Annotated in this window: 11 protein-coding genes; 2 read left to right on the top strand and 9 right to left on the bottom strand. The window is 64.2% G+C overall.

The window, feature by feature from the left end; translation table 11 throughout:
• Positions 1 to 10: 10 nt before the first annotated feature.
• From ACQKRQ_RS37210 to ACQKRQ_RS37180, 7 genes are all read right to left on the bottom strand, one after another.
• Positions 11 to 919 (bottom strand): MotA/TolQ/ExbB proton channel family protein, encoded by a 909-nt coding sequence (locus ACQKRQ_RS37210; RefSeq protein WP_408182633.1) that lies wholly within the window; start codon positions 917 to 919, stop codon positions 11 to 13.
• A gap of 76 nt (positions 920 to 995) precedes the next feature.
• Positions 996 to 1,661: an energy transducer TonB gene (locus ACQKRQ_RS37205; RefSeq protein WP_207915680.1), complete on the bottom strand. Its 666-nt coding sequence runs from the start codon at positions 1,659 to 1,661 to the stop codon at positions 996 to 998.
• 1,038 nt (positions 1,662 to 2,699) lie between these two features.
• On the bottom strand, positions 2,700 to 8,585 hold the full coding sequence (uvrA, locus tag ACQKRQ_RS37200) for an excinuclease ABC subunit UvrA (RefSeq protein ID WP_427482620.1): 5,886 nt from the start codon (positions 8,583 to 8,585) through the stop codon (positions 2,700 to 2,702).
• A 289-nt stretch (positions 8,586 to 8,874) separates the two neighbouring features.
• Positions 8,875 to 10,437, bottom strand: coding sequence for an amino acid racemase (locus tag ACQKRQ_RS37195; protein WP_427482619.1), 1,563 nt, complete (start codon positions 10,435 to 10,437; stop codon positions 8,875 to 8,877).
• Positions 10,438 to 10,593: 156 nt separating this feature from the next.
• On the bottom strand, positions 10,594 to 11,907 hold the full coding sequence (locus ACQKRQ_RS37190) for an MFS transporter (protein ID WP_427482617.1): 1,314 nt from the start codon (positions 11,905 to 11,907) through the stop codon (positions 10,594 to 10,596).
• Between the two features lie 68 nt (positions 11,908 to 11,975).
• On the bottom strand, positions 11,976 to 13,181 hold the full coding sequence (locus tag ACQKRQ_RS37185; protein WP_427482616.1) for a CaiB/BaiF CoA transferase family protein: 1,206 nt from the start codon (positions 13,179 to 13,181) through the stop codon (positions 11,976 to 11,978).
• On the bottom strand, positions 13,181 to 14,944 hold the full coding sequence (locus ACQKRQ_RS37180; RefSeq protein WP_427482615.1) for an acyl-CoA dehydrogenase family protein: 1,764 nt from the start codon (positions 14,942 to 14,944) through the stop codon (positions 13,181 to 13,183). Before ACQKRQ_RS37180 ends, ACQKRQ_RS37185 begins: the two co-directional genes overlap by 1 nt.
• A gap of 132 nt (positions 14,945 to 15,076) precedes the next feature.
• Here ACQKRQ_RS37180 and ACQKRQ_RS37175 point away from each other — a divergent pair, with 132 nt between their 5' ends.
• Positions 15,077 to 16,003 carry a LysR family transcriptional regulator gene (locus ACQKRQ_RS37175; protein ID WP_427482613.1) on the top strand — a complete coding sequence of 309 codons (927 nt, stop codon included), beginning with the start codon at positions 15,077 to 15,079 and terminating at the stop codon, positions 16,001 to 16,003.
• Here ACQKRQ_RS37175 and ACQKRQ_RS37170 read toward each other — a convergent pair.
• Together ACQKRQ_RS37170 and ACQKRQ_RS37165 are read right to left on the bottom strand one after the other, a co-directional pair.
• A complete protein-coding gene (locus ACQKRQ_RS37170) occupies positions 15,973 to 16,290 on the bottom strand; it encodes a single-stranded DNA-binding protein (RefSeq protein WP_132375150.1) in 318 nt (105 codons plus the stop codon). The two genes, ACQKRQ_RS37175 and ACQKRQ_RS37170, sit on opposite strands and share 31 nt — an antisense overlap.
• A gap of 127 nt (positions 16,291 to 16,417) precedes the next feature.
• A complete protein-coding gene (locus tag ACQKRQ_RS37165) occupies positions 16,418 to 17,341 on the bottom strand; it encodes a LysR family transcriptional regulator (protein WP_427482611.1) in 924 nt (307 codons plus the stop codon).
• Positions 17,342 to 17,568: 227 nt separating this feature from the next.
• Between ACQKRQ_RS37165 and ACQKRQ_RS37160 the strand changes: the two genes are divergently transcribed.
• On the top strand, positions 17,569 to 18,600 hold the full coding sequence (locus ACQKRQ_RS37160; protein WP_427482610.1) for a glutathione S-transferase family protein: 1,032 nt from the start codon (positions 17,569 to 17,571) through the stop codon (positions 18,598 to 18,600).
• Positions 18,601 to 18,653 lie beyond the last annotated feature (53 nt).

Here is an 18,653-nt window from a genome sequence, read left to right as displayed (position 1 = left end):
CGGACTCCGCTTATTGAACCAGCGATGCTTCGCGAACCGCGGCGCGCGCCGGGCGGCGGCTACCGGCCAGCAGAACGGTATGCAGTTGCGCGCCGAATGCACGCACACGCTCCATCACCGACTTGTTGCGGCGAACCAGGAAGTTGTAGCCGAGCACCGCGGGCACTGCGACCGCGAGACCGATGGCGGTCATGATCAGCGCCTCGCCCACCGGACCCGCGACCTTGTCGATCGAAGCCTGGCCGGCAATGCCGATGGCCGTCAGCGCGTGATAAATCCCCCACACCGTACCGAACAGGCCGACGAACGGCGCCGTGGAACCGACCGTGCCGAGGAAAGCCAAACCGTCTTGCAGACGATTCGACACGTTGGTGATCGCACGCTCGACCGAGGTATCGATCCACGTGTTGCGGTCCACGGCTTCGAGCAGCGCTTCGTCATGATGCTCGCCGGCCTCGATGGCCGTTTCAGCGATGAAGCGGAACGGCGAGGCTTCGTCGAGGAGCTTCGCGCCTTCGCCCAGCGACGGCGCGGTCCACAACTGCTCGTCGGCGCTCTTTGCGCGGCGGTTCGCGCGGAACTGTTCGAAGAACTTGGTGATCATGATGTACCAGCTGCCCATCGACATGATCACCAGCAGAATCAGCACGAAACGGGCAACGAAGTCGCCGTTCTTCCAGAGGGCGCTAAGGCCGTACGGGTTGCTGACGGTTTCGGACGTAGCCGGCGCCGGCGGCGGCACCGCTTCGTCGGCGGCCGCGCTCGCGGTTTGCGGCGCGGCAGTGGCCGGTGCGACGGTTGCCGACGCGGTGGCGTCGCTAGCCTGCGCATGGGCCATTTGCGGTGCAACAAAGGTATCCACCGTGGTTACGGCGATCAACATGCTTGCCGCCAGTGCGGCGAGAGTACGCTTCTTCATGCCTGCTCCAAGTTCATTAGTACAACTTCTAAACTAAGACTGATAAATCGCTACCGGTACCGAACAGTCTGTGAATTCAGTTCAGATTAAAGGAGAACGGAACTTGCACACGGACAGCCTGGCCTTGGGAAACGCACGTAAACTGCTTGACTGCGTTGAATGCGGCACGATCCAGTGATGAGTCGTCCGAGGATTTGGCAACGCGTTCATTCGTAATATGGCCCTGCGGGTCGACAACGAATTCAATGAGAACATCACCCGTCACGTTGTTTTCCTGCGCTTCCTTCGGATAGCGGATCGACGAACGGATCTGATCCGAGTTCGGACACACGACTCCAACTTCGGTGCTCACAGGCTTGCTCGGCGCGGGCGGTGCCGGCGGTGCGGGCGGCGCCACGGCAGGCGCCGACACGACCGGCGCGGCCTGATGCGTAATGGTCGGCTGCGGCGGCGTTTGCACCTGCACTTCCGGCGGCGGCACGAACGGCGGCGGCGGCGGCGCGAACTTAGGCGGCGGCAATTGAACCGTGGGCAACGGCGGCGGAGGCGGTGGCTTCACCGGTTCGATGATTTTCGTCTCGATAGGATGCTGAATGACCTGCACGACCTTGGTGGCGAGGCCATTGATCAGCGCATAAATCAGCACGATGTGCAAAAGCAGAACAACTGCGATACCGCCAAAGCGGCGTACTGGGTTTTGCTGCTTGCGCCCAAACTCACGCGGGCGCCCCGGCCTCTCCATACGGGCCGCTACTGCCGGAAATTGCCCTTCGACTTTCGTACCCACCTTTACTCCTCCGGCGTGAATCGTCCATTTCTGTAACTGCAGTGCGCTTATCTACCGCAAACAACATTCACTTCAACCATCCGATGACCGGCGGTCATTGATTCGGAGTCCAAAACGGACGTGACACTACCCGGCTCCGATCCGACGACACGGACGCGGCTCCAGGAGACCGCGGCCGTGCGTCATGCGAGCCGAATAGCCGATCTAAGTAGAACTACTAATAGATTAAATTTGAGCCGCTAACTTCTGCCTTGCATGAACGCTGGAGACCACCCGATCGCTATAAGTCGTAGCGCCTGGAACTTTTTGCGCAAACGTCACACGCGTTTCATCGGTCGCAACGATAGCAGGACAAAAAATGTACGGTCAAACTTTTTTTGATGACAACATACTTAGTTTAGAGAGGTAACTCTAACTCAAGCGAAATTCGCTCCGCTTTAAAAGAATAAGCGTATGTCGAGCAGATAAGCATTCGGCTTTTTCTGCCCGACAATTGGGAATTCGCTGCACATTCGTCGTGCATCGATGCACGCGAAACGGCCGGCAGCACGTCTGATCCGGATCGCGAAAGCCCCCGCTGGGCAGGCGTTTGCGCGCCATCTCAACATGACTCGCGTGGATCGCGGATAGGACGTTTGTTGTGGTGTTCGGGCGCCGGGGGTGTGACCGCCGCCGAAGGCGAGACGATAGCAGAAGAGTAGAAGCGTTTAAAAAAACTTTAGCGGTATTTACGACACTCTAAATACGCATCTCAATTACGCGTTGAATTGAATTACAAAACAATTCCAATAAATTACATTAAGCCAACAACACGAATCATGTCGGGCGCGGGCGATGTCGGCGCGACGTTGGTGGGCATATAGGGCAATTTCGTGAGGGCCGAATTCGCCCGGCCAGAATGACATGAATCATGCGCCGGCAAACTCTTGCGGGTTCAACTCAACAAAGGAGCAAGCGGGAGCGGCGCAACGATGATCGCGCCGCTCTGCCGCATCAACCGTTTGTGCCCTCGCCTGCCACGACAGCGCTGTTGTTACGCGATCGCGCGAGGACCGGCCGCAACGCGGCGCCCGTATGACTCGCCGCAACGCGCGACAATCCTTCGGGATCCGTAGCAGCGACGATCGCCCCGCCGCCCACTCCGCCTTCCGGACCGAGGTCGATGATCCAGTCCGCCTCGGCGATCACATCCAGATCGTGTTCGATGACGACGACACTATGCCCGCCGTCCGCGAGACGATGCAGCACGCGAATCAGCTTGGCGACGTCCGCCATATGCAGGCCCACGGTCGGTTCGTCCAGCACATACAAGGTATGCGGCGGTTTCTGGCCGCGCCGTGTGATGTCGTCACGCACTTTGCTCAATTCGGTGACGAGCTTGATACGCTGCGCCTCGCCGCCCGACAACGTGGGCGACGGCTGACCCAGCGTGAGATAGCCGAGCCCGACGTCTTTCATCAACTGCAATGGATGAGCGATGTTGGAGATGGGCGCGAAGAACTCGACGGCCTCGTCGATTTCCATGGTCAGCACGTCGCCGATATTCTTGCCGCGCCACGTGACCGCCAGCGTCTCGGGATTGAAGCGCTGCCCGTGACACACATCGCAAGGCACCTTCACGTCGGGCAGAAAGCTCATGCCGATGGTGCGCACGCCCTGCCCCTCGCAGGCCGGGCAACGGCCTTCGCCGGTGTTGAACGAGAAACGCGAGGCCGTATAGCCACGCGCGCGCGCTTCGAGCGTGCCGGCAAACAGCTTGCGGATCGCGTCCCACACGCCGATATAAGTGGCCGGACACGAACGCGGCGTCTTGCCGATCGGCGTTTGATCGACTTCGAGTACACGGTCGATGGTTTCCCAGCCAGTGATCGCATCGCACCCTTGCCATGCATGCGTCACGTTGAGCGGCGCACGCGGCGCTGTGCGCGCCAGCACGCTGGAACGCCGGTTCGCCGCGGGCTTCTCCTCGGCCGCCGCACGCGCGCGCCGCGTGGCCGGCGACGACAGCACCGAACGTCCGACGGCATCCAGCAGGTTGGTCATCAGCACGTCGCGTGCAAGTGTCGACTTGCCGGAGCCGCTGACGCCGGTGACCGCCACCAGCCGCGAGAGCGGAATGCCGACCGTGACGTTGCGCAAATTGTGCAGCTTGCCGCCGTGCACAGTCAGCCAATTCTCCGGCACTGCAGCCGTACGTTTGCCGGGCGCGACCACTTCGCGGCGCGGCTGCAACGGATGCACGATGGGCTGCGCGAGAAACTGTCCGGTCAGCGAATCGGGTTGCGCCGACAGGTCGGCCACACTGCCCTGCGCGACCAGCGTGCCGCCGCGTTTGCCCGCGCCCGGTCCGATGTCGATGATGTGATCCGCACGCCGAATCGTGTCCTCATCATGCTCGACGACCACCAGCGTATTGCCCTTTTCACCGAGCTTGCGCAAAGCGTTCAACAGAATCTGGTTATCGCGCGGATGCAGACCGATGGTCGGTTCGTCGAGCACATAGCACACGCCTTGCAAGTTACTGCCGAGTTGCGCGGCGAGCCGGATGCGCTGCGCTTCGCCGCCGGACAGACTCGGCGCCGCGCGATCGAGACTCAGATAGCCGAGCCCCACTTCCTCGAGGAACTGCAGGCGGCTGCCGATTTCGCTCACCACGTCACGCGCGATCTCCGCGTCGCGACCGGTCATCTCCAGCGAGTCGATCCATGCGCGCGTGTCGGACACGGTCCACTGCGCGACATCGACGATCGCCTGCGCGTCGAACGTGACCGCGCGCGCGGTGGGGTTCAGACGCGTACCCGCACAATCCGGACATGGTTCGTCCACGAGACCTTCGGGTTCCTGCTCTTCCGACGGCAGGCTCTGTTCGCGACCGCGATTGTCGTCGACGACGATCGTATCGTCGTACACCGCGCGTTGTTCACGCGTGAGCGCGAGGCCCGTGCCGACACACGTGGTACACCAGCCATGCTTGCTGTTGTACGAGAACATGCGCGGATCGAGTTCGGGATAACTCGTGCCGCACACCGGACATGCGCGCTTGGTGGACAGCACCTTCACCGCGCCGAGTTTCGCGGTGGGATGGCCGCCGCTGATCGCGTCGTGCAAACCGTCGAGCGGCGCCAGCAGATGCATCACGCCCTTGCCGACTTCGAGCGTCTGGTCGAGCGCCTGACGCAGTTCGGCTTCGTTGTCCGGCGACACGACAATGTCGGCCACCGGCAGCTCGATCGTATGCTCGCGGAAGCGGTCGAGCTTCGGCCACGGATCCACCGGCACGAACTCGCCGTCCACGCGCAGATGAGTATTGCCGCGCGCTTTCGCCCATTTCGCCAGATCCGTATAAACGCCCTTGCGGTTCACGACCAGCGGCGCGAGAAAGCCAACGTGCTGCCCCTTGTGATCGCGCAGCAACTGCGCCGCGATCGATTCGACGCTTTGCGACGTGACCGGCGTACCGTCGTGAATGCAATGCTGCAAACCGAGCTTCACATACAGCAGACGCAGGAAGTGCCAGACCTCCGACGTGGTCGCCACGGTACTCTTGCGGCCGCCGCGCGAGAGCCGCTGCTCGATCGCGACGGTCGGCGGAATGCCGTACACCGCGTCGACCTCGGGCCGCCCCGCCGGCTGCACGATGGAACGTGCGTAGGCATTCAGCGATTCGAGGTAACGGCGCTGCCCTTCGTGAAACAGAATGTCGAAGGCGAGCGTGGACTTGCCCGAACCGGACACGCCGGTAATCACGTTGAATTTGCCGTGCGGAATGTCCACGTCCAGCGCTTTCAGGTTGTGCTCGCGCGCATTGACGATGCGCACCACGTCCTCGCCTTCGATCGCCCGGCGCGCACGCGCGGCGCTCAGCGCCTTTTGCAGCGGAATGCCTTGCGACGCCGGTTCGGCCGCTGCGCCCATGGCACGGTCATATTGCAGCAGCGCCACGCCGGTATGCGATTCCGGGCAAGCTTTGACGTCTTCCGGCGTGCCGGCGCACAAGACCCGGCCGCCGCCATCGCCACCTTCGGGACCCAGGTCGATCAGCCAGTCGGCCGCGCGGATCACGTCGAGATTGTGCTCGATCACGATCAGCGAATGACCGCTCGCGAGCAGCTTGCCGAACGCCTGCATCAGCTTGGCGATGTCGTCGAAATGCAGGCCCGTGGTGGGTTCGTCGAACATGAACAGACGTTTGGCAACCGGCTGCTTCGCGCTGCGCGCAGTCCGCGCCTGGGCCGATTCCGCGAGGAAACCGGCGAGCTTGAGCCGCTGCGCTTCGCCGCCCGACAGCGTGGGCACCGGCTGGCCGAGCTTCACGTATTCGAGGCCCACGTCGACGATTGGCTGCAGCACGCGCAACACTTCGGCATCTTTTGCAAAATACGCGGTGGCTTCGCTCACCGTCAATTCCAGCACGTCGGCAATGCTCAGCGCGCGCGCCGGTTCGCCACGCTCGATCTTCACTTCGAGCAGTTCCGCGCGATAACGGCGCCCGTCGCAATCGGGGCAGCGCAGGTACACGTCGCTCAGGAATTGCATTTCGATATGCTCGAAACCCGAGCCGCCGCAGGTCGGGCAACGGCCTTCGCCCGAGTTGAAGCTGAACATGCCCGGACCGTAGCCGCGTTGCTGCGCGAGCGGCGCCTTGGCAAACAGCTTGCGGATCTCGTCGAACGCGCCGACGTAACTCGCCGGATTCGAACGCGCCGTCTTGCCGATCGGCGACTGGTCGACGAACACGACGTCGGTAACCTGATCGGCGCCGCTCAAACTTGTGAATGCGCCCGGCGACTCAGTGGCGAGACCGAAGTGCCGTGCCATGGCCGGATACAACACGTCTTGCAGCAACGTGGATTTGCCGGACCCCGACACCCCCGTCACGCAGACGAGCCGCTGCAATGGAATCTCCACCGTGACATCGCGCAGATTGTGCTCAGTCGCGCCTTCGAGCACGATGCGCGGCGTGGCGGCATCCACCGGACGCTGCGACCAATGCGCCGCGTCGGCCACATGCCGGCGGCCACCCAGGTACTCGCCGGTGAGCGTGCCTGACGAACGGATCGCCTCGGGCACGCCGTCGTAAATGATCGAGCCGCCGCGCTCGCCCGGTCCCGGACCCATGTCGATCAGACGATCCGCCGCGAGCATCACGGAGGGATCGTGTTCGACCACCACCAGCGTATTGCCCGCGTCGCGCAAACGGTGCATGGCTTCGACGATGCGGTTCAGATCGCGCGGATGCAAGCCGATGCTCGGCTCGTCGAGCACGAACAGGGTCTTGGTGAGCGACGTGCCGAGTGCCGTGGTCAGGTTGATCCGCTGCACTTCGCCGCCCGACAGCGTGCGGCTTTGCCGGTCGAGCGTCAGATAACCGAGGCCCACGTCGCACAGGTACTTGAGGCGCGTGCGCACTTCGGCTAGCAGCAGCTTGAGCGCGTCGTCGAGCAAGGCGCTCGGCAAACTGATTTCGTCGAAGAAGCGCCGGATGCGCTCGATCGGCATCAGCATCAGGTCATGCACGGTCAGACCCGGCAACGCTTCGAGCTGCCCGCGCGTCCAGTCGACGCCGCGCGGCAGGAAGCGCTTCTCGGCCGGCAGCACGTCGTCCGCATTGACCTTGCTGCCGAGGCGCCACAACAGCGATTCCGTTTTCAGGCGCGCGCCGCCGCAGGTTTCGCACGGCGTATAGCTGCGGTACTTGGACAGCAGCACACGAATATGCATCTTGTACGCTTTCGATTCGAGATACTCGAAGAAGCGTTTGACGCCGTACCAATGGCTTTGCCACTTGCCGTTCCAATCCGGCGAGCCGTTGATGACCCAGTCGCGCTCGGCGTCCGTCAGCTCGCCCCACGGCGTGCCGCGGCGGATATCGGCTTTCGCCGCGTAGCGCATCAGATCGTCCTGGCATTCCTTCCACGCGGGCGTTTGCATGGGCTTGATCGCGCCGTCGCGCAGCGTCTTGCGCGCGTCCGGGATCACCAGCCCGAGGTCGACGCCGATCACGCGGCCGAAACCGCGGCACACTTCGCACGCGCCGTAGGCCGAGTTGAACGAGAACAGCGCGGGCTGCGGTTCGGCGTAGCGCAGATCGCTTTCCGGGCTGTGCAAGCCGGTGGAGAAACGCCAGATTTGCGGTTCGGCTTCCTGACTGTCCGCCCCTTCCGATGACGCCGGCAGCACATAGATATTGACACGCCCGCCGCCGCGCTTGAGCGAGGCCTCGATCGCCTCGACCACCCGCTGCTTGTCCACCGAGCGCAGCCGGAAGCGGTCGGCCACCACGTCGAGCAGCTTGCGCTTGCCGGTAGGCGAATCGACTTCGCGCTGCGCCTGCACGCGCGTGTAGCCACTGGCCGACAGCCACTGCTCCACTTCCTGCTCCGACGCGGATTCCGGCAACTCGACCGGGAACGTGACGACGAGCCGCGGCTCGTTTTCCGCCGTGCGTTCGAGCAACTCGGCGTAGATCGTTTCCGGCGTGTCGTGGCGCACCTGATGGGCCGTCTTGCGGTCGAACAGTTCGGCCGCGCGCGCGTAGAGGAGCTTCAGGTGATCGTTGAGCTCCGTCATGGTGCCGACGGTGGAACGCGAACTGCGCACCGGGTTGGTCTGGTCGATCGCAATGGCCGGCGGCACGCCGTCGACGCGGTCGACTTGCGGCCGGTCCATGCGGTCGAGAAACTGCCGGGCGTAAGCGCTGAATGTTTCGACGTAGCGCCGCTGACCTTCCGCGTAAAGCGTGTCGAACACGAGGCTCGACTTGCCGGAGCCGGACGGGCCGGTGACGACCGTCATTTCGCCGGTTCGTACGTCGAGGTCGACGTTCTTGAGGTTGTGCTGGCGTGCGCCGCGAATCTTGATAGTGCCGTTAGATGCCAATTTTTCCGACCGTCTGAATGAGTGGGCCACCTCTCACGGACGCCTCGCGACCGCGCAAGTTCGGTGCGCCGGGCTGGCGGAAACTCGCGCCGAAGCCCGGCTTGCAACGGGATACTATACTGTATATTTATACAGTTTTCCACGACGCGGCCCGGGTGGGCTTTGCAGGCCCGTCAGGCGGTGACCGGCGGCAAAAATGCGCGCCGCTTGGCGCGGCAGCAAGCGTTGTGCCGTTGGGCAGAGAAAGGTTTAAAGCCGCTCGAAGTGGCGTCGGAGACGTGAAGCGGCGCTATCGCGCCAGGCTTGCAAGGCGCAACGGTGTGGAAACGGGTGCACATTTCTTAGCCATAGACGCTTTCCGCACTGATCGGCTCCCTGTCGGCACCGCAGCACCCGGCGCTGCATCCAGCGCCCCGCTGTTACCCAGCGCATACGCCACGCAGCACTTCGCCAGCACCTCGGTCGGATCGACGAGCCGCATCACCCGTCCGCCCGCGCACGCCAGCGTCGCGTCACGCAACAGCAGCGGTAACTCGGTGCAACCCAGCACGATCACCTGGGCGCCTTGCGCGACCAGATCGTCGAGCGCCGCGGCGAGATCATCGCAGCACTCGCCCGACGTGACGCCCGCCTTCGCACCCTTCGGTCCGTAGATGGCGTTCATCAGCCGCGCCTGCGCCGGTTCGCCCGGCGCAATCTGCACGAAACCGCGCGCTTCGAGCGCCTGCTCATAGACGCGGCTCGCGAGCGTGCCCGAAGTGGCGAGCACGCCGACTTCGCGCACGTCCGGAAAGGTCTCGCGCAGATAATCGGCGGTACAGGTCAGCATATTGACGATCGGAATGCCGAGCGACGGCTGGATCCGCTCGACGAACGCATGCGCCGTATTGCACGGAATCGCGATGAGGTCCGCGCCGCCGTCCTCGAGCGTCTTGCAGCCGGCATACAGCGCGAGCGTCGGATCGTCGCCGTTGCCGAGCAACGCGGCGGTGCGGTCCGGAATCTGCGGATTCTGCTCGACCATGATCTTGATGTGATCCTGATCACACGCGGCGGGCGTATTGCGCACCAGCTTGGCCATGAAGTCGACCGTCGCCGCCGGCCCGACGCCGCCCAGCACGCCCACCTTGAAGCGCCGCTCCGGCTGCGCATATTGGGCCGCCGCGACGTAGCGCGCGTAAACGAGATTGGCGTCGACGAGCGGCACCTCGAGCCGGCCGAGCGCGCGCGCGACCAGCGCGATTTCGACGAGCCCCGGCAGGATGATCTCCGCGCCCTGCGCAATGAGGTCCGCGCACGCGGCGCGCAGCAACTCGACCGGGCGGCCATGGAAGCGGCCGTTTAGGATGCCTTCATCGCTATAGACCGCGCTCGTCACGCAATCGACGCCCGCTTCGTTGCGCGGATACAGCACGTCGAACCGCGCGACATCGAAATAACGTTCGAAGAGGCCGTGATGACGGATGGCCTCCGAAGTCAGCACGCCGATCCGGCGCACCGACGGAAACGCTTGCCGCACGTGCGCCGAGAGCGCCGTCATGATGTTGGCGACCGGCACGGCCACGTTCGCCGAAAGTTCGTCGATGAAGGTATGGCTAAGGAAGCACGGCAACACGATCGCCTCGACGCCGCGCTTTTCGAACGCGCGCATGGTGTCGAATACGTGAATCTTGAACTGGGCGCTCGCCTCGCTCTGCGAGGCCGGCCCTTGCCAGGACCGCTGCTCGAGAACGAGATCGAATGGCCACGCCGCGCCCAGCCGGTTCCAGGCGGCGCTCATCCGGCACAGGACGTCGGCGCTGGCGAGCTGCGCCGCGCCGGTCACGACACCCAGCGAACGATAGCGATTCATGATGGCTTCCCCCCGTCGTTTTTTTTGCCGCCCGCCTCGATGGTAGGCGGCTTTTGCGCGGTTGAGGATGACATTATGCAGGCGGACTATGACGTGGGGTCAACCACGAACCACAATTACCCTGTGTTTCCCGGCGTCGAGCGCACCGGCAAACGCCTAGGCCGCTTCGGCGACGCCGTGCGCCGCACCGCGCTTGCGGCGCTCCAGCGTGCCGATGCATGCCAGCGATACGCCGGCCAGAACACTATAGAACACGGCCAACGGCCACCAGGCGCCCGGATAACGATGCGCGAGCAACGTCCCGATCAGCGGCGTCAGACCACCGGCCAGCGCGGCGCACACCTGATACGACAGCGAAATCGCCGAATACCTGACGCGCACCGGGAACGCGGTCGACATGAAGCCCGCCATCACGGCGTAGGAACTCGACATGCACATCACAGCGAGCGCAATGCCGATCACGATCGCCACCGGCCGCCCGGTCGAAACGAGCGCGAACATCGGATAAGGCGACAGCATCGCCAACGCGGCCGCGCCCTTCAGGAAGCGCCCCGTGCCGATGCGTTGCGCGAACCATCCGGAACCCAGTTGCGTGAACAACTGGATGAACGCGACCACGAACAGGCAATCGAGAATCAACGAACGGTCGAGGCCGAGCGTTTGCGTCGTGTAGTTGAGCATGAAGGTGTTGACGAACCATGCGCCGGCCACGCCGATCACGTTCGCGCCGAGGCATAGCAACAGCGTGCGCCACGCATCGCGCACGACCTCGGCGACCGGCAGCGCGGCCACGCGTCGTTGCGCCTTGAGCGCCTTGAATTCCGGCGATTCGTCGACACCCGCGCGGATCAGCAGGCCGACCACCAGCAGCACGGCACTCGCGAGAAACGGCAGGCGCCATCCCCAGCCAAGGAACGCGTCCTTATCCATCGAGGCCACCGCGCGGAACGCGAGCAGCGACAGGATCAAGCCCGCCGGACTGCCGAGCTGCGCGAACGACGCGAAGAAGGTGCGCCGTCCCTGCGGTGCGTGTTCGCTTGCCATCAGCACCGCGCCGCCCCACTCGCCGCCGATCGCAATGCCCTGCGCGACCCGCAGCAAGACGAGCAGCACGGGCGCCCACACGCCGGCGCTTGCATAGGTCGGCAGGAAGCCGATGCCGACGGTGCCGATGCCCATGATCGCCAACGTCGCCACGAGTGCTTTCTTGCGGCCGATGCGGTCGCCCAGGTGGCCGAACACCAGCCCACCGAACGGCCGCGCGAAGAAGCCGACCGCAAAGGTGCCGAACGAAGCGAGAGTGGCGAAAAACGGATCGCTGCCAGGAAAGAACAGCTTGCCGAATATCAGCGCGGACGCCGTGGCATAGATATAAAAGTCGTACCACTCGATCGTGGTGCCGACAAAAGCCGCGGCTGCGGCGCGCGCCGGTTGCCGGCTTGCGGCGTGGTCGTCGGACTCGTGATTCATGTCTCTGTCTCCAAGGTCTTTCTTCTGGATGGCGCGGCTTCTGCGTGCCGTCGCCGGGAACTGCGTGTTTAAGCTTTGAGCACGCCCGCTTCGAGCAGACGCTGCTGGGTGGCGGCGTCGATACCCAATGCGTCGAGCACGTCGCGCGTGTCGGCGCCGAGCGACGGTGGCGCGCTGCGATACGTGGCCGGCGTGCGCGAGAGCTTGATCGGCGACGCGGTGCCGCGATACTCGCCCATCTCGACCACCATGCCGCGATGCAAGGTATGCGGATGACGCGCCACGACGTCGACGGTTTGCACCGGACCGCACGGCACGCCCGCGTTGATCAGCGCATGCGCGAGCGGCTCGCACTCGTGCGTGGCGAGCAGACTTTCGAGCGCGGCCTTCAGCGGCTCGCGATGCGCGCAGCGGCTGCGGTTGTCGACGTAACGCGGATCGTCGGCGAGTTCGGGCGCGCCGAGATGCGCGCACAGTTTCGCGAACTGCCGGTCGTTGCCCACCGCGAGAAAGATCGGCGCGCTCGCTGTGCGATAGCTGTCGTACGGCGTGATGTTGGGATGCGCGTTGCCGCTGCGCTGCGGCGTGCGGCCCGAGCCGAAATAGTTCGGCAGATGCGGATGCAGCAGCGAGACGCCGCAGTCGTACAACGCGATATCGATCGACTGGCCGCGGCCGCTCTTCGCGCGTTCGGCGAGCGCGAGCAGAATGCCGGCGAGCGCGTTCAGGCCGGTGACCATGTCGACGACCGGCAAGCCGACGCGCGTGGCGGGACCGTCCCGCTCGCCGTTCACGCTCATCAGGCCGGTCATCGCCTGAATCGCGGCGTCGTAGCCGGGCAAGCCGCCGAGTGGACCATCGGGACCGAAACCCGATACGGCGCAATGGATCAGCTTCGGGAAACGCTCGCGCAGATCGCGCTCGTAGTCCATGCCCCAGCGCCCGAGCGTGCCGGGTTTGAAGTTTTCGACCAGCACGTCGGCATCTTCGAGCAGCTTCCACAGGATCGCGCGGCCTTCATCGCGCGAGAGATCGACCGCGATGCCCTGCTTGTTGCGGTTCACGCCCGCGAAGTACCAGGCGGTGTCGCCGTAGAACGGCGGCCCCCAGCCACGCGTTTCGTCGCCGTCGGGCGGCTCGAGCTTGATCACCTGCGCGCCGTGATCGGCGAGCGCCTGGGTGCAGTACGGGCCGCCGAGCACGCGGCTCAAGTCGATCACCTTGATGCCTTGCAACGCGCCTTGCTTGCCATCGTTCGGAAGCGGTGCGGCCATTACGCGCTCCTTTGCGGCAACAGTTGCAGCGCCTGTTCGAGCGTGACGCTGCGGCCGTTAGCCAAAGCGTCGATTACATCGCTCTCGTCCGATGCCGAATGCAAGGCCAGAGGATCGAACGGCAACAGCTTGTGCCGCACCACCAGATGTGCGAGCGCAAGACGCCGGTAATCCGGCGCGAGACGCACGCCTTCGCATGCCATCAACACTGCGGTGCTTGCGTGATACAGCGCGGTGCCCGCTTGCCGAACCCATTCGTCGCGGCCGGAATCCGCCACGCTCGCCAACGCGTCGCACGCACGCGCGAGTGTCGCGCGCAGCAACGCGAGACTGGCCGCCGGCAATCCCGCCGCGCCGAGCAGATCCTGCAGATACGTGCGCAACGGTTCGAGCGCGCCGTCGCGTTTCGCGGCTCGCGCGATGTCGAGCGCGACGATATTGCTGGTGCCCTCCCAGATCGAGCCGAGATGCGCGTCGCGCACGAGCCGCGCGTCGCTCCATTCTTCGATATAGCCGGTGCCGCCGCGCACTTCCATCGCGTCGCCGGTCACGCGGCGCGCGTCGCGGCACGCACGGAACTTGATGAGCGGCGTGAGGATGCGCACGCATTTCGCCGCCTGCCGGTCGCCCGCGTCGGCCTGCTCCAGCAGCAGCGCGATGCGCATGAACATCGAGCGCGCCTGTTCGGCGGGCAGCATCATCTTGAGCAACTGACGCTGCATCAACGGCATGTCGATCAGCTTGCGGCCGAACGCTTCGCGATTGCGCGCGATGTGCAGCGCCTCGGTCAGCGCACGGCGCATCAAACCGGCGGCGCGCACGCCGTTCGACAGACGCGACATATTGATCATGTCCGCCATTTGATGAAAACCGCGGCCCACTTCGCCGATCAGATACGCGACCGCGCCTTCCAGCACGATCTCGCCGCTCGCCATCGAACGGCTGCCGAGCTTGTCCTTCAGACGCACGATCCGGTAGCTGTTGCGCGAGCCGTCCGGCAGCGTCTTCGGCAACAGGAACAGTCCGAGTCCGTTGATGCCGGGCGGCGCCGTGTCCGGCCGCGCGAGCACCATCGCGAGATCGGCGTCGGCGTTCGAGCAAAACCATTTGTCGCCATACAGACGCCACGTGTCGTCACCGTTCGCATCGGTTTCGAGCGACGCACGCGTGGCAATACGCGCGACGTCCGAACCCGCTGCCTGTTCGGTCATGAACATCGCGCCCTGGAATAGCGTGTCGAAATCGCGCGAGGCGAGCATCGGCAGAAAACGCGCGACCAGTTCCGGCGCGCCGAATTTGCGCAGCGTGCGCGTGAGCGAATCGGTCATGCTCACGGGGCAACACAGGCCGAATTCCGCCTGCACGAACAGGAAGGTCAGGGCGTATTTCACGAGCGGCGGCGGCGACTTTTTGCCATCGCGGGTTTCGTGGCTCATCGCGGCCAGTCCCAACTCCGCGTAAGCCACGCGTTCCAGCGCGACGTAATCCGGATGCTTGTCGATACTTTGCAGCGCTTCGCCGCGCCGCGTGCGATGGTGCAATTGCGGCGGGTTCTTGTCGGCGGACAGCGCCCACACGTCGAGTTCGTCGGACGCGCGCTGGCCCAGCGAGACGAGCTGGCTTTCGAGTTCGTGAAACAGCGTCTCGCCGAGATGCAGCTTCAACAGACGCTCGAAGTCGGGATCGCTGGTGAAGAAGTTGATGCCCCGGCTATCGGGAATGTTGGACGAGCCGTGTGCCGGCTGCGCGGTGATTTCGCTCATACGTGTCTCCTTACTCTGCTGTGCACGTCAGTGCTTGTGGGAGGAGCATAGGAGCGGCGTCGATAATCGTCTAATACAACTTATATCCGGTACGATAGACGCAGCTTATCGATCAAGACCAAGGAGGCAGCCGTGGACCTGAAGCAGTTGCGCTATTTCGTGGCGGTCGCCGAGGAGCTGCATTTCGGCCGCGCGGCCAAGCGGCTGTTCATTTCGCAGCCGGCCCTCAGTTTCGACATTCGCAAGTTCGAGGAGCGGCTCGGCGTGCAGTTGCTCGCGCGCACCAACAAAACGGTGTCGCTGACCAACGCCGGCCAGGTGCTGCTCGGCGAAGCGCGCCGCCTGTTATTGCAGGCGAACGAGGCGGAACGCATGACGGTGCGCTCGGCGCATGGCCTCGCCGGCCGCTTGCGTATCGGCTTCGTGAATTCGATGCTGTACCGTGGCATGCCACAGGCGGTGAAACGCTTCGAGACCGATTACCCCGGCGTCGAAATCGTCCTGAAGGAGATGAACACCAGCGAGCAGGTGCACGCAATCCAGCGCATGCAGATCGATATGGGCTGCGCGCATTGGGGCAATTTTCCGACCGACGTCATTTCCACGCCGATTTTTTCCGAGCCGTTCCTGTGCTGCCTGCCCGCCGCTCATCCGCTGGCGCGCAAACGCAAGGTCGATCTGCGGGCATTGGCGCAGGAGCCGTTCATTCTGTTTCCGCGCACCGTGTCGCCGCACTATCACGATCTGATCATCGCGCAGTGCGTGGGAGCGGGATTCAGTCCGTTGATTCGCCATGAGGCGCGCTTGTGGCAGACCGTCGTGACGATGGTCGGCTTCGGCATGGGCGTTGCGCTAGTGCCGTACACGTTGCGTCAGGTCCAGGACCCGAAGGTCGCGTTCTTGCCGCTGACGGGCGAGACGCTGATGTCGCAAGTGCTGCTGCTGCGCCGAAGCGGCGACGCGGAACCCGTCGCGGACCGTTTCGTCGAGTATCTCAGGGATGCCGGCGGCGAGCCGCCGAACACGGCTCATTCATCCGCTTCGCGGCGGCCTTCGTAAGCCGTCAGCATCTTGTGGGCGACCATATCCACGGCCGGTTTGACGAGCCCGTTCTTGTCGGTCCAGACCTTGGGCGTCAAGGTGCCGCTCAGTGCGACACTGTCCGCGTCGCTCAACGCGAGCAGCGCGGTTTGCACGTCGTCGTCGAAAGCGATCACGTTGACGAAAATCGTGTCGCCGTCGTTGGTGGCCGCGCGCACCTTGCAGGTCACGAAACGCCTGCCGTTCTGCCCCGTGCGAATCTGCGCCTCGCCGTATAACCGCCCGCCCACCAGTCCATCGATCATCGCCTTGCTCCTCTTGTTTCGTACCGTGCAGAAAGCAGAATCGCCCAGCACGGCGCGTATGATCCCACGAGAAGCGGCGCGGCCTCTATAAAAAGCGCCGCTGATTCCCCGACCAACGGCGTGAGCGTCACGCGCCGATCGTCAAATCCACGCCGCGCACGAGGCGTTTCGCGAGCCGCGGTTGCCGCAACTGTTCGAGCCACCACTGCAATGCGCGCCCTTCATGATCGCCACGCCACGCGACGTACAGCACGTTCGGCTCGCGCGGATCGGAGGTCGCTTTCTCGATCAGCTCGCCCTGCTTCAATAGCGTCGCGACGCGCTGACGCGGCAACCAGCCCACGCCAAGGCCGTCGCGCTGCGCCAGGATCTTCGCGCGCATGGACGGCACGGCGAGTGACGCCTGTCCGCCGATCAAACCATAAGCACGCCCCGCCGTCGTACGCGATGAATCCGCCACCACCACTGCGCGATGTTCGAGGATCCGTTCGCGGCCGAGCGTCCCCTCGACACCCGCCAACGGATGGCGCGGCGACACCGCGAACACCCACTCCATCACGCCGAGTTCGAACCAGCGCAGACCGGGAATCGCCGGCGGCTCGTTGGTCGCGCCCACGATCAGATCGGCACGGCCGTCGCGCAGCGCCTCCCAGGTGCCGCTCAATACTTCGTGCGTGAAGCGCAGCTTGACGCCGGAGTCGAGTGCATCGAAGGTGCGTACCACCGGCATCAGCAGTTCGAATTCGAGAATCTCGTCCGTGACCACCCAAAGGCGGTCTTCCCAGCCGCTCGCGATCTGCTTCACGCGCTGCGTCATGCGCGACATGTCGAGCATGAGACGCGCGGCTTCGTCGGCGAGAAGCTGGCCGGCGGGCGTGAGCTGCAGCCGGTAGCGGCGCCGGTCGAACAGCAGCGCGTCGAAGCGCGTCTCCAGTTGCCGGGCGGCATGCGAGATCGTGGACGGCGCCTTGCCGAGGCGCGCCGCCGCGCGCGACAGGCTGCCGGTCTCGCGTATCGCGTCGAGCAAAGCCAGTTCGTCTTCCGACAACATGTTCTACTCCTTCGAACGAGTTCGACGAAAAGATGGTACGGCAAAGCGCCGCTGCTAGTCCACTATGGCGATATGGCGGCAACATTGGCCGCAAGCACGGTAGGCGCGGGCTTTCGGAAAAGCCGCACGAGCCAGCGACGAGCCACTGCAAACGCGGCCGACGCCGCGCCTGGAACATTCATTGCGCGCGGTTGCGTCACGACGGCGTACGCACAAGGAGCGGCGACATGGGACTTTTAGTGGACGGACAATGGCAGGACCGCTGGTACGACACCAAGTCGACCGGCGGCCGTTTCGTGCGCAAGGACGCGGCGTTTCGCAACCGGGTGACGGCCGACGGCTCGTCCGGTCCGAGCGGCAGCGGCGGCTTCGAAGCGCAAGCGGGACGCTACCATCTGTATGTGAGCCTCGCCTGCCCGTGGGCGCATCGCACCTTGATCGTGCGGGCGCTCAAAGGCCTTGGAGCGATGATCGACGTCTCCGTCGTGCACTGGCTGATGCTGGAAAACGGCTGGACCTTCGCGGACGGCCCCGGCGTCGTGGCCGACAGCGTCAATCACGCGAAGCTGCTGCACCAGGTCTATACGGCCGCCGATCCTCACTACAGCGGCCGCGTCACGGTGCCGATCCTGTGGGACAAGCAGCGCGCCACGATCGTCAGCAACGAATCGTCGGAAATCATTCGCATGCTGAATTCGGCGTTCGACGGCATCGGCGCCAAGCCCGGCGATTTTTATCCGCCGCCGTTGCGTCCGCAAATCGACGCGATCAACGCGCGCGTCTACGACACGCTGAACAATGGTGTTTACAAGGCGGGCTTCGCCACCACGCAGCAGGCCTACGCAGAAGCCGTCACGCCGCTCTTCGAAACGCTCGACTGGCTCGACGCGCAACTCGCGACGCAACGCTATCTGACCGGCGCGCAACTCACCGAAGCCGATATCCGGTTGTTCACGACGCTGATCCGCTTCGACGCCGTCTACGTCGGCCACTTCAAGTGCAATCTGCGCCGCATCGCCGATTACGCGAATCTGTCCGCCTACACGCGCGATATCTATCAGTTGCCCGGCATTGCGCAGACGGTCGATTTCACGCACATCAAGCGGCATTACTACGAGAGTCACCGGGGCATCAATCCGACCGGCGTCGTGCCGCTTGGTCCGGTTCAGGATTTCTTGGCGCCGCATGATCGGGCACGGCTCGGGGTGCAGGACACCACTGCCGCTATTCGCTCGCGACCGTGCGCAGTCAGGGAATAGACATCATGCTGATCAACATCCTCGACGCCCACGGCGCGGCGGCCTAGACGCGC

Origin of the sequence: Paraburkholderia sp. NPDC080076 (assembly GCF_050281145.1) — a bacterium.
Classification (GTDB): domain Bacteria; phylum Pseudomonadota; class Gammaproteobacteria; order Burkholderiales; family Burkholderiaceae; genus Paraburkholderia.
The sequence above is the reverse complement of the archived record's forward strand: the minus strand, read 5'-3'. Positions and strand labels throughout refer to the sequence as shown.

Bases quoted from the DNA above. Each gene is read 5' to 3' on its own strand.
- ACQKRQ_RS37160 (WP_427482610.1), top strand. From the start codon at position 17,569: ATGGGACTTTTAGTGGACGGACAATGGCAGGACCGCTGGTACGACACC.
- ACQKRQ_RS37210 (WP_408182633.1), bottom strand. From the start codon at position 919: ATGAAGAAGCGTACTCTCGCCGCACTGGCGGCAAGCATGTTGATCGCC.
- ACQKRQ_RS37195 (WP_427482619.1), bottom strand. From the start codon at position 10,437: ATGAATCGCTATCGTTCGCTGGGTGTCGTGACCGGCGCGGCGCAGCTC.
- ACQKRQ_RS37190 (WP_427482617.1), bottom strand. From the start codon at position 11,907: ATGAATCACGAGTCCGACGACCACGCCGCAAGCCGGCAACCGGCGCGC.
- ACQKRQ_RS37170 (WP_132375150.1), bottom strand. From the start codon at position 16,290: ATGATCGATGGACTGGTGGGCGGGCGGTTATACGGCGAGGCGCAGATT.
- ACQKRQ_RS37185 (WP_427482616.1), bottom strand. From the start codon at position 13,181: ATGGCCGCACCGCTTCCGAACGATGGCAAGCAAGGCGCGTTGCAAGGC.
- ACQKRQ_RS37180 (WP_427482615.1), bottom strand. From the start codon at position 14,944: ATGAGCGAAATCACCGCGCAGCCGGCACACGGCTCGTCCAACATTCCC.
- ACQKRQ_RS37205 (WP_207915680.1), bottom strand. From the start codon at position 1,661: ATGGAGAGGCCGGGGCGCCCGCGTGAGTTTGGGCGCAAGCAGCAAAAC.
- ACQKRQ_RS37165 (WP_427482611.1), bottom strand. From the start codon at position 17,341: ATGTTGTCGGAAGACGAACTGGCTTTGCTCGACGCGATACGCGAGACC.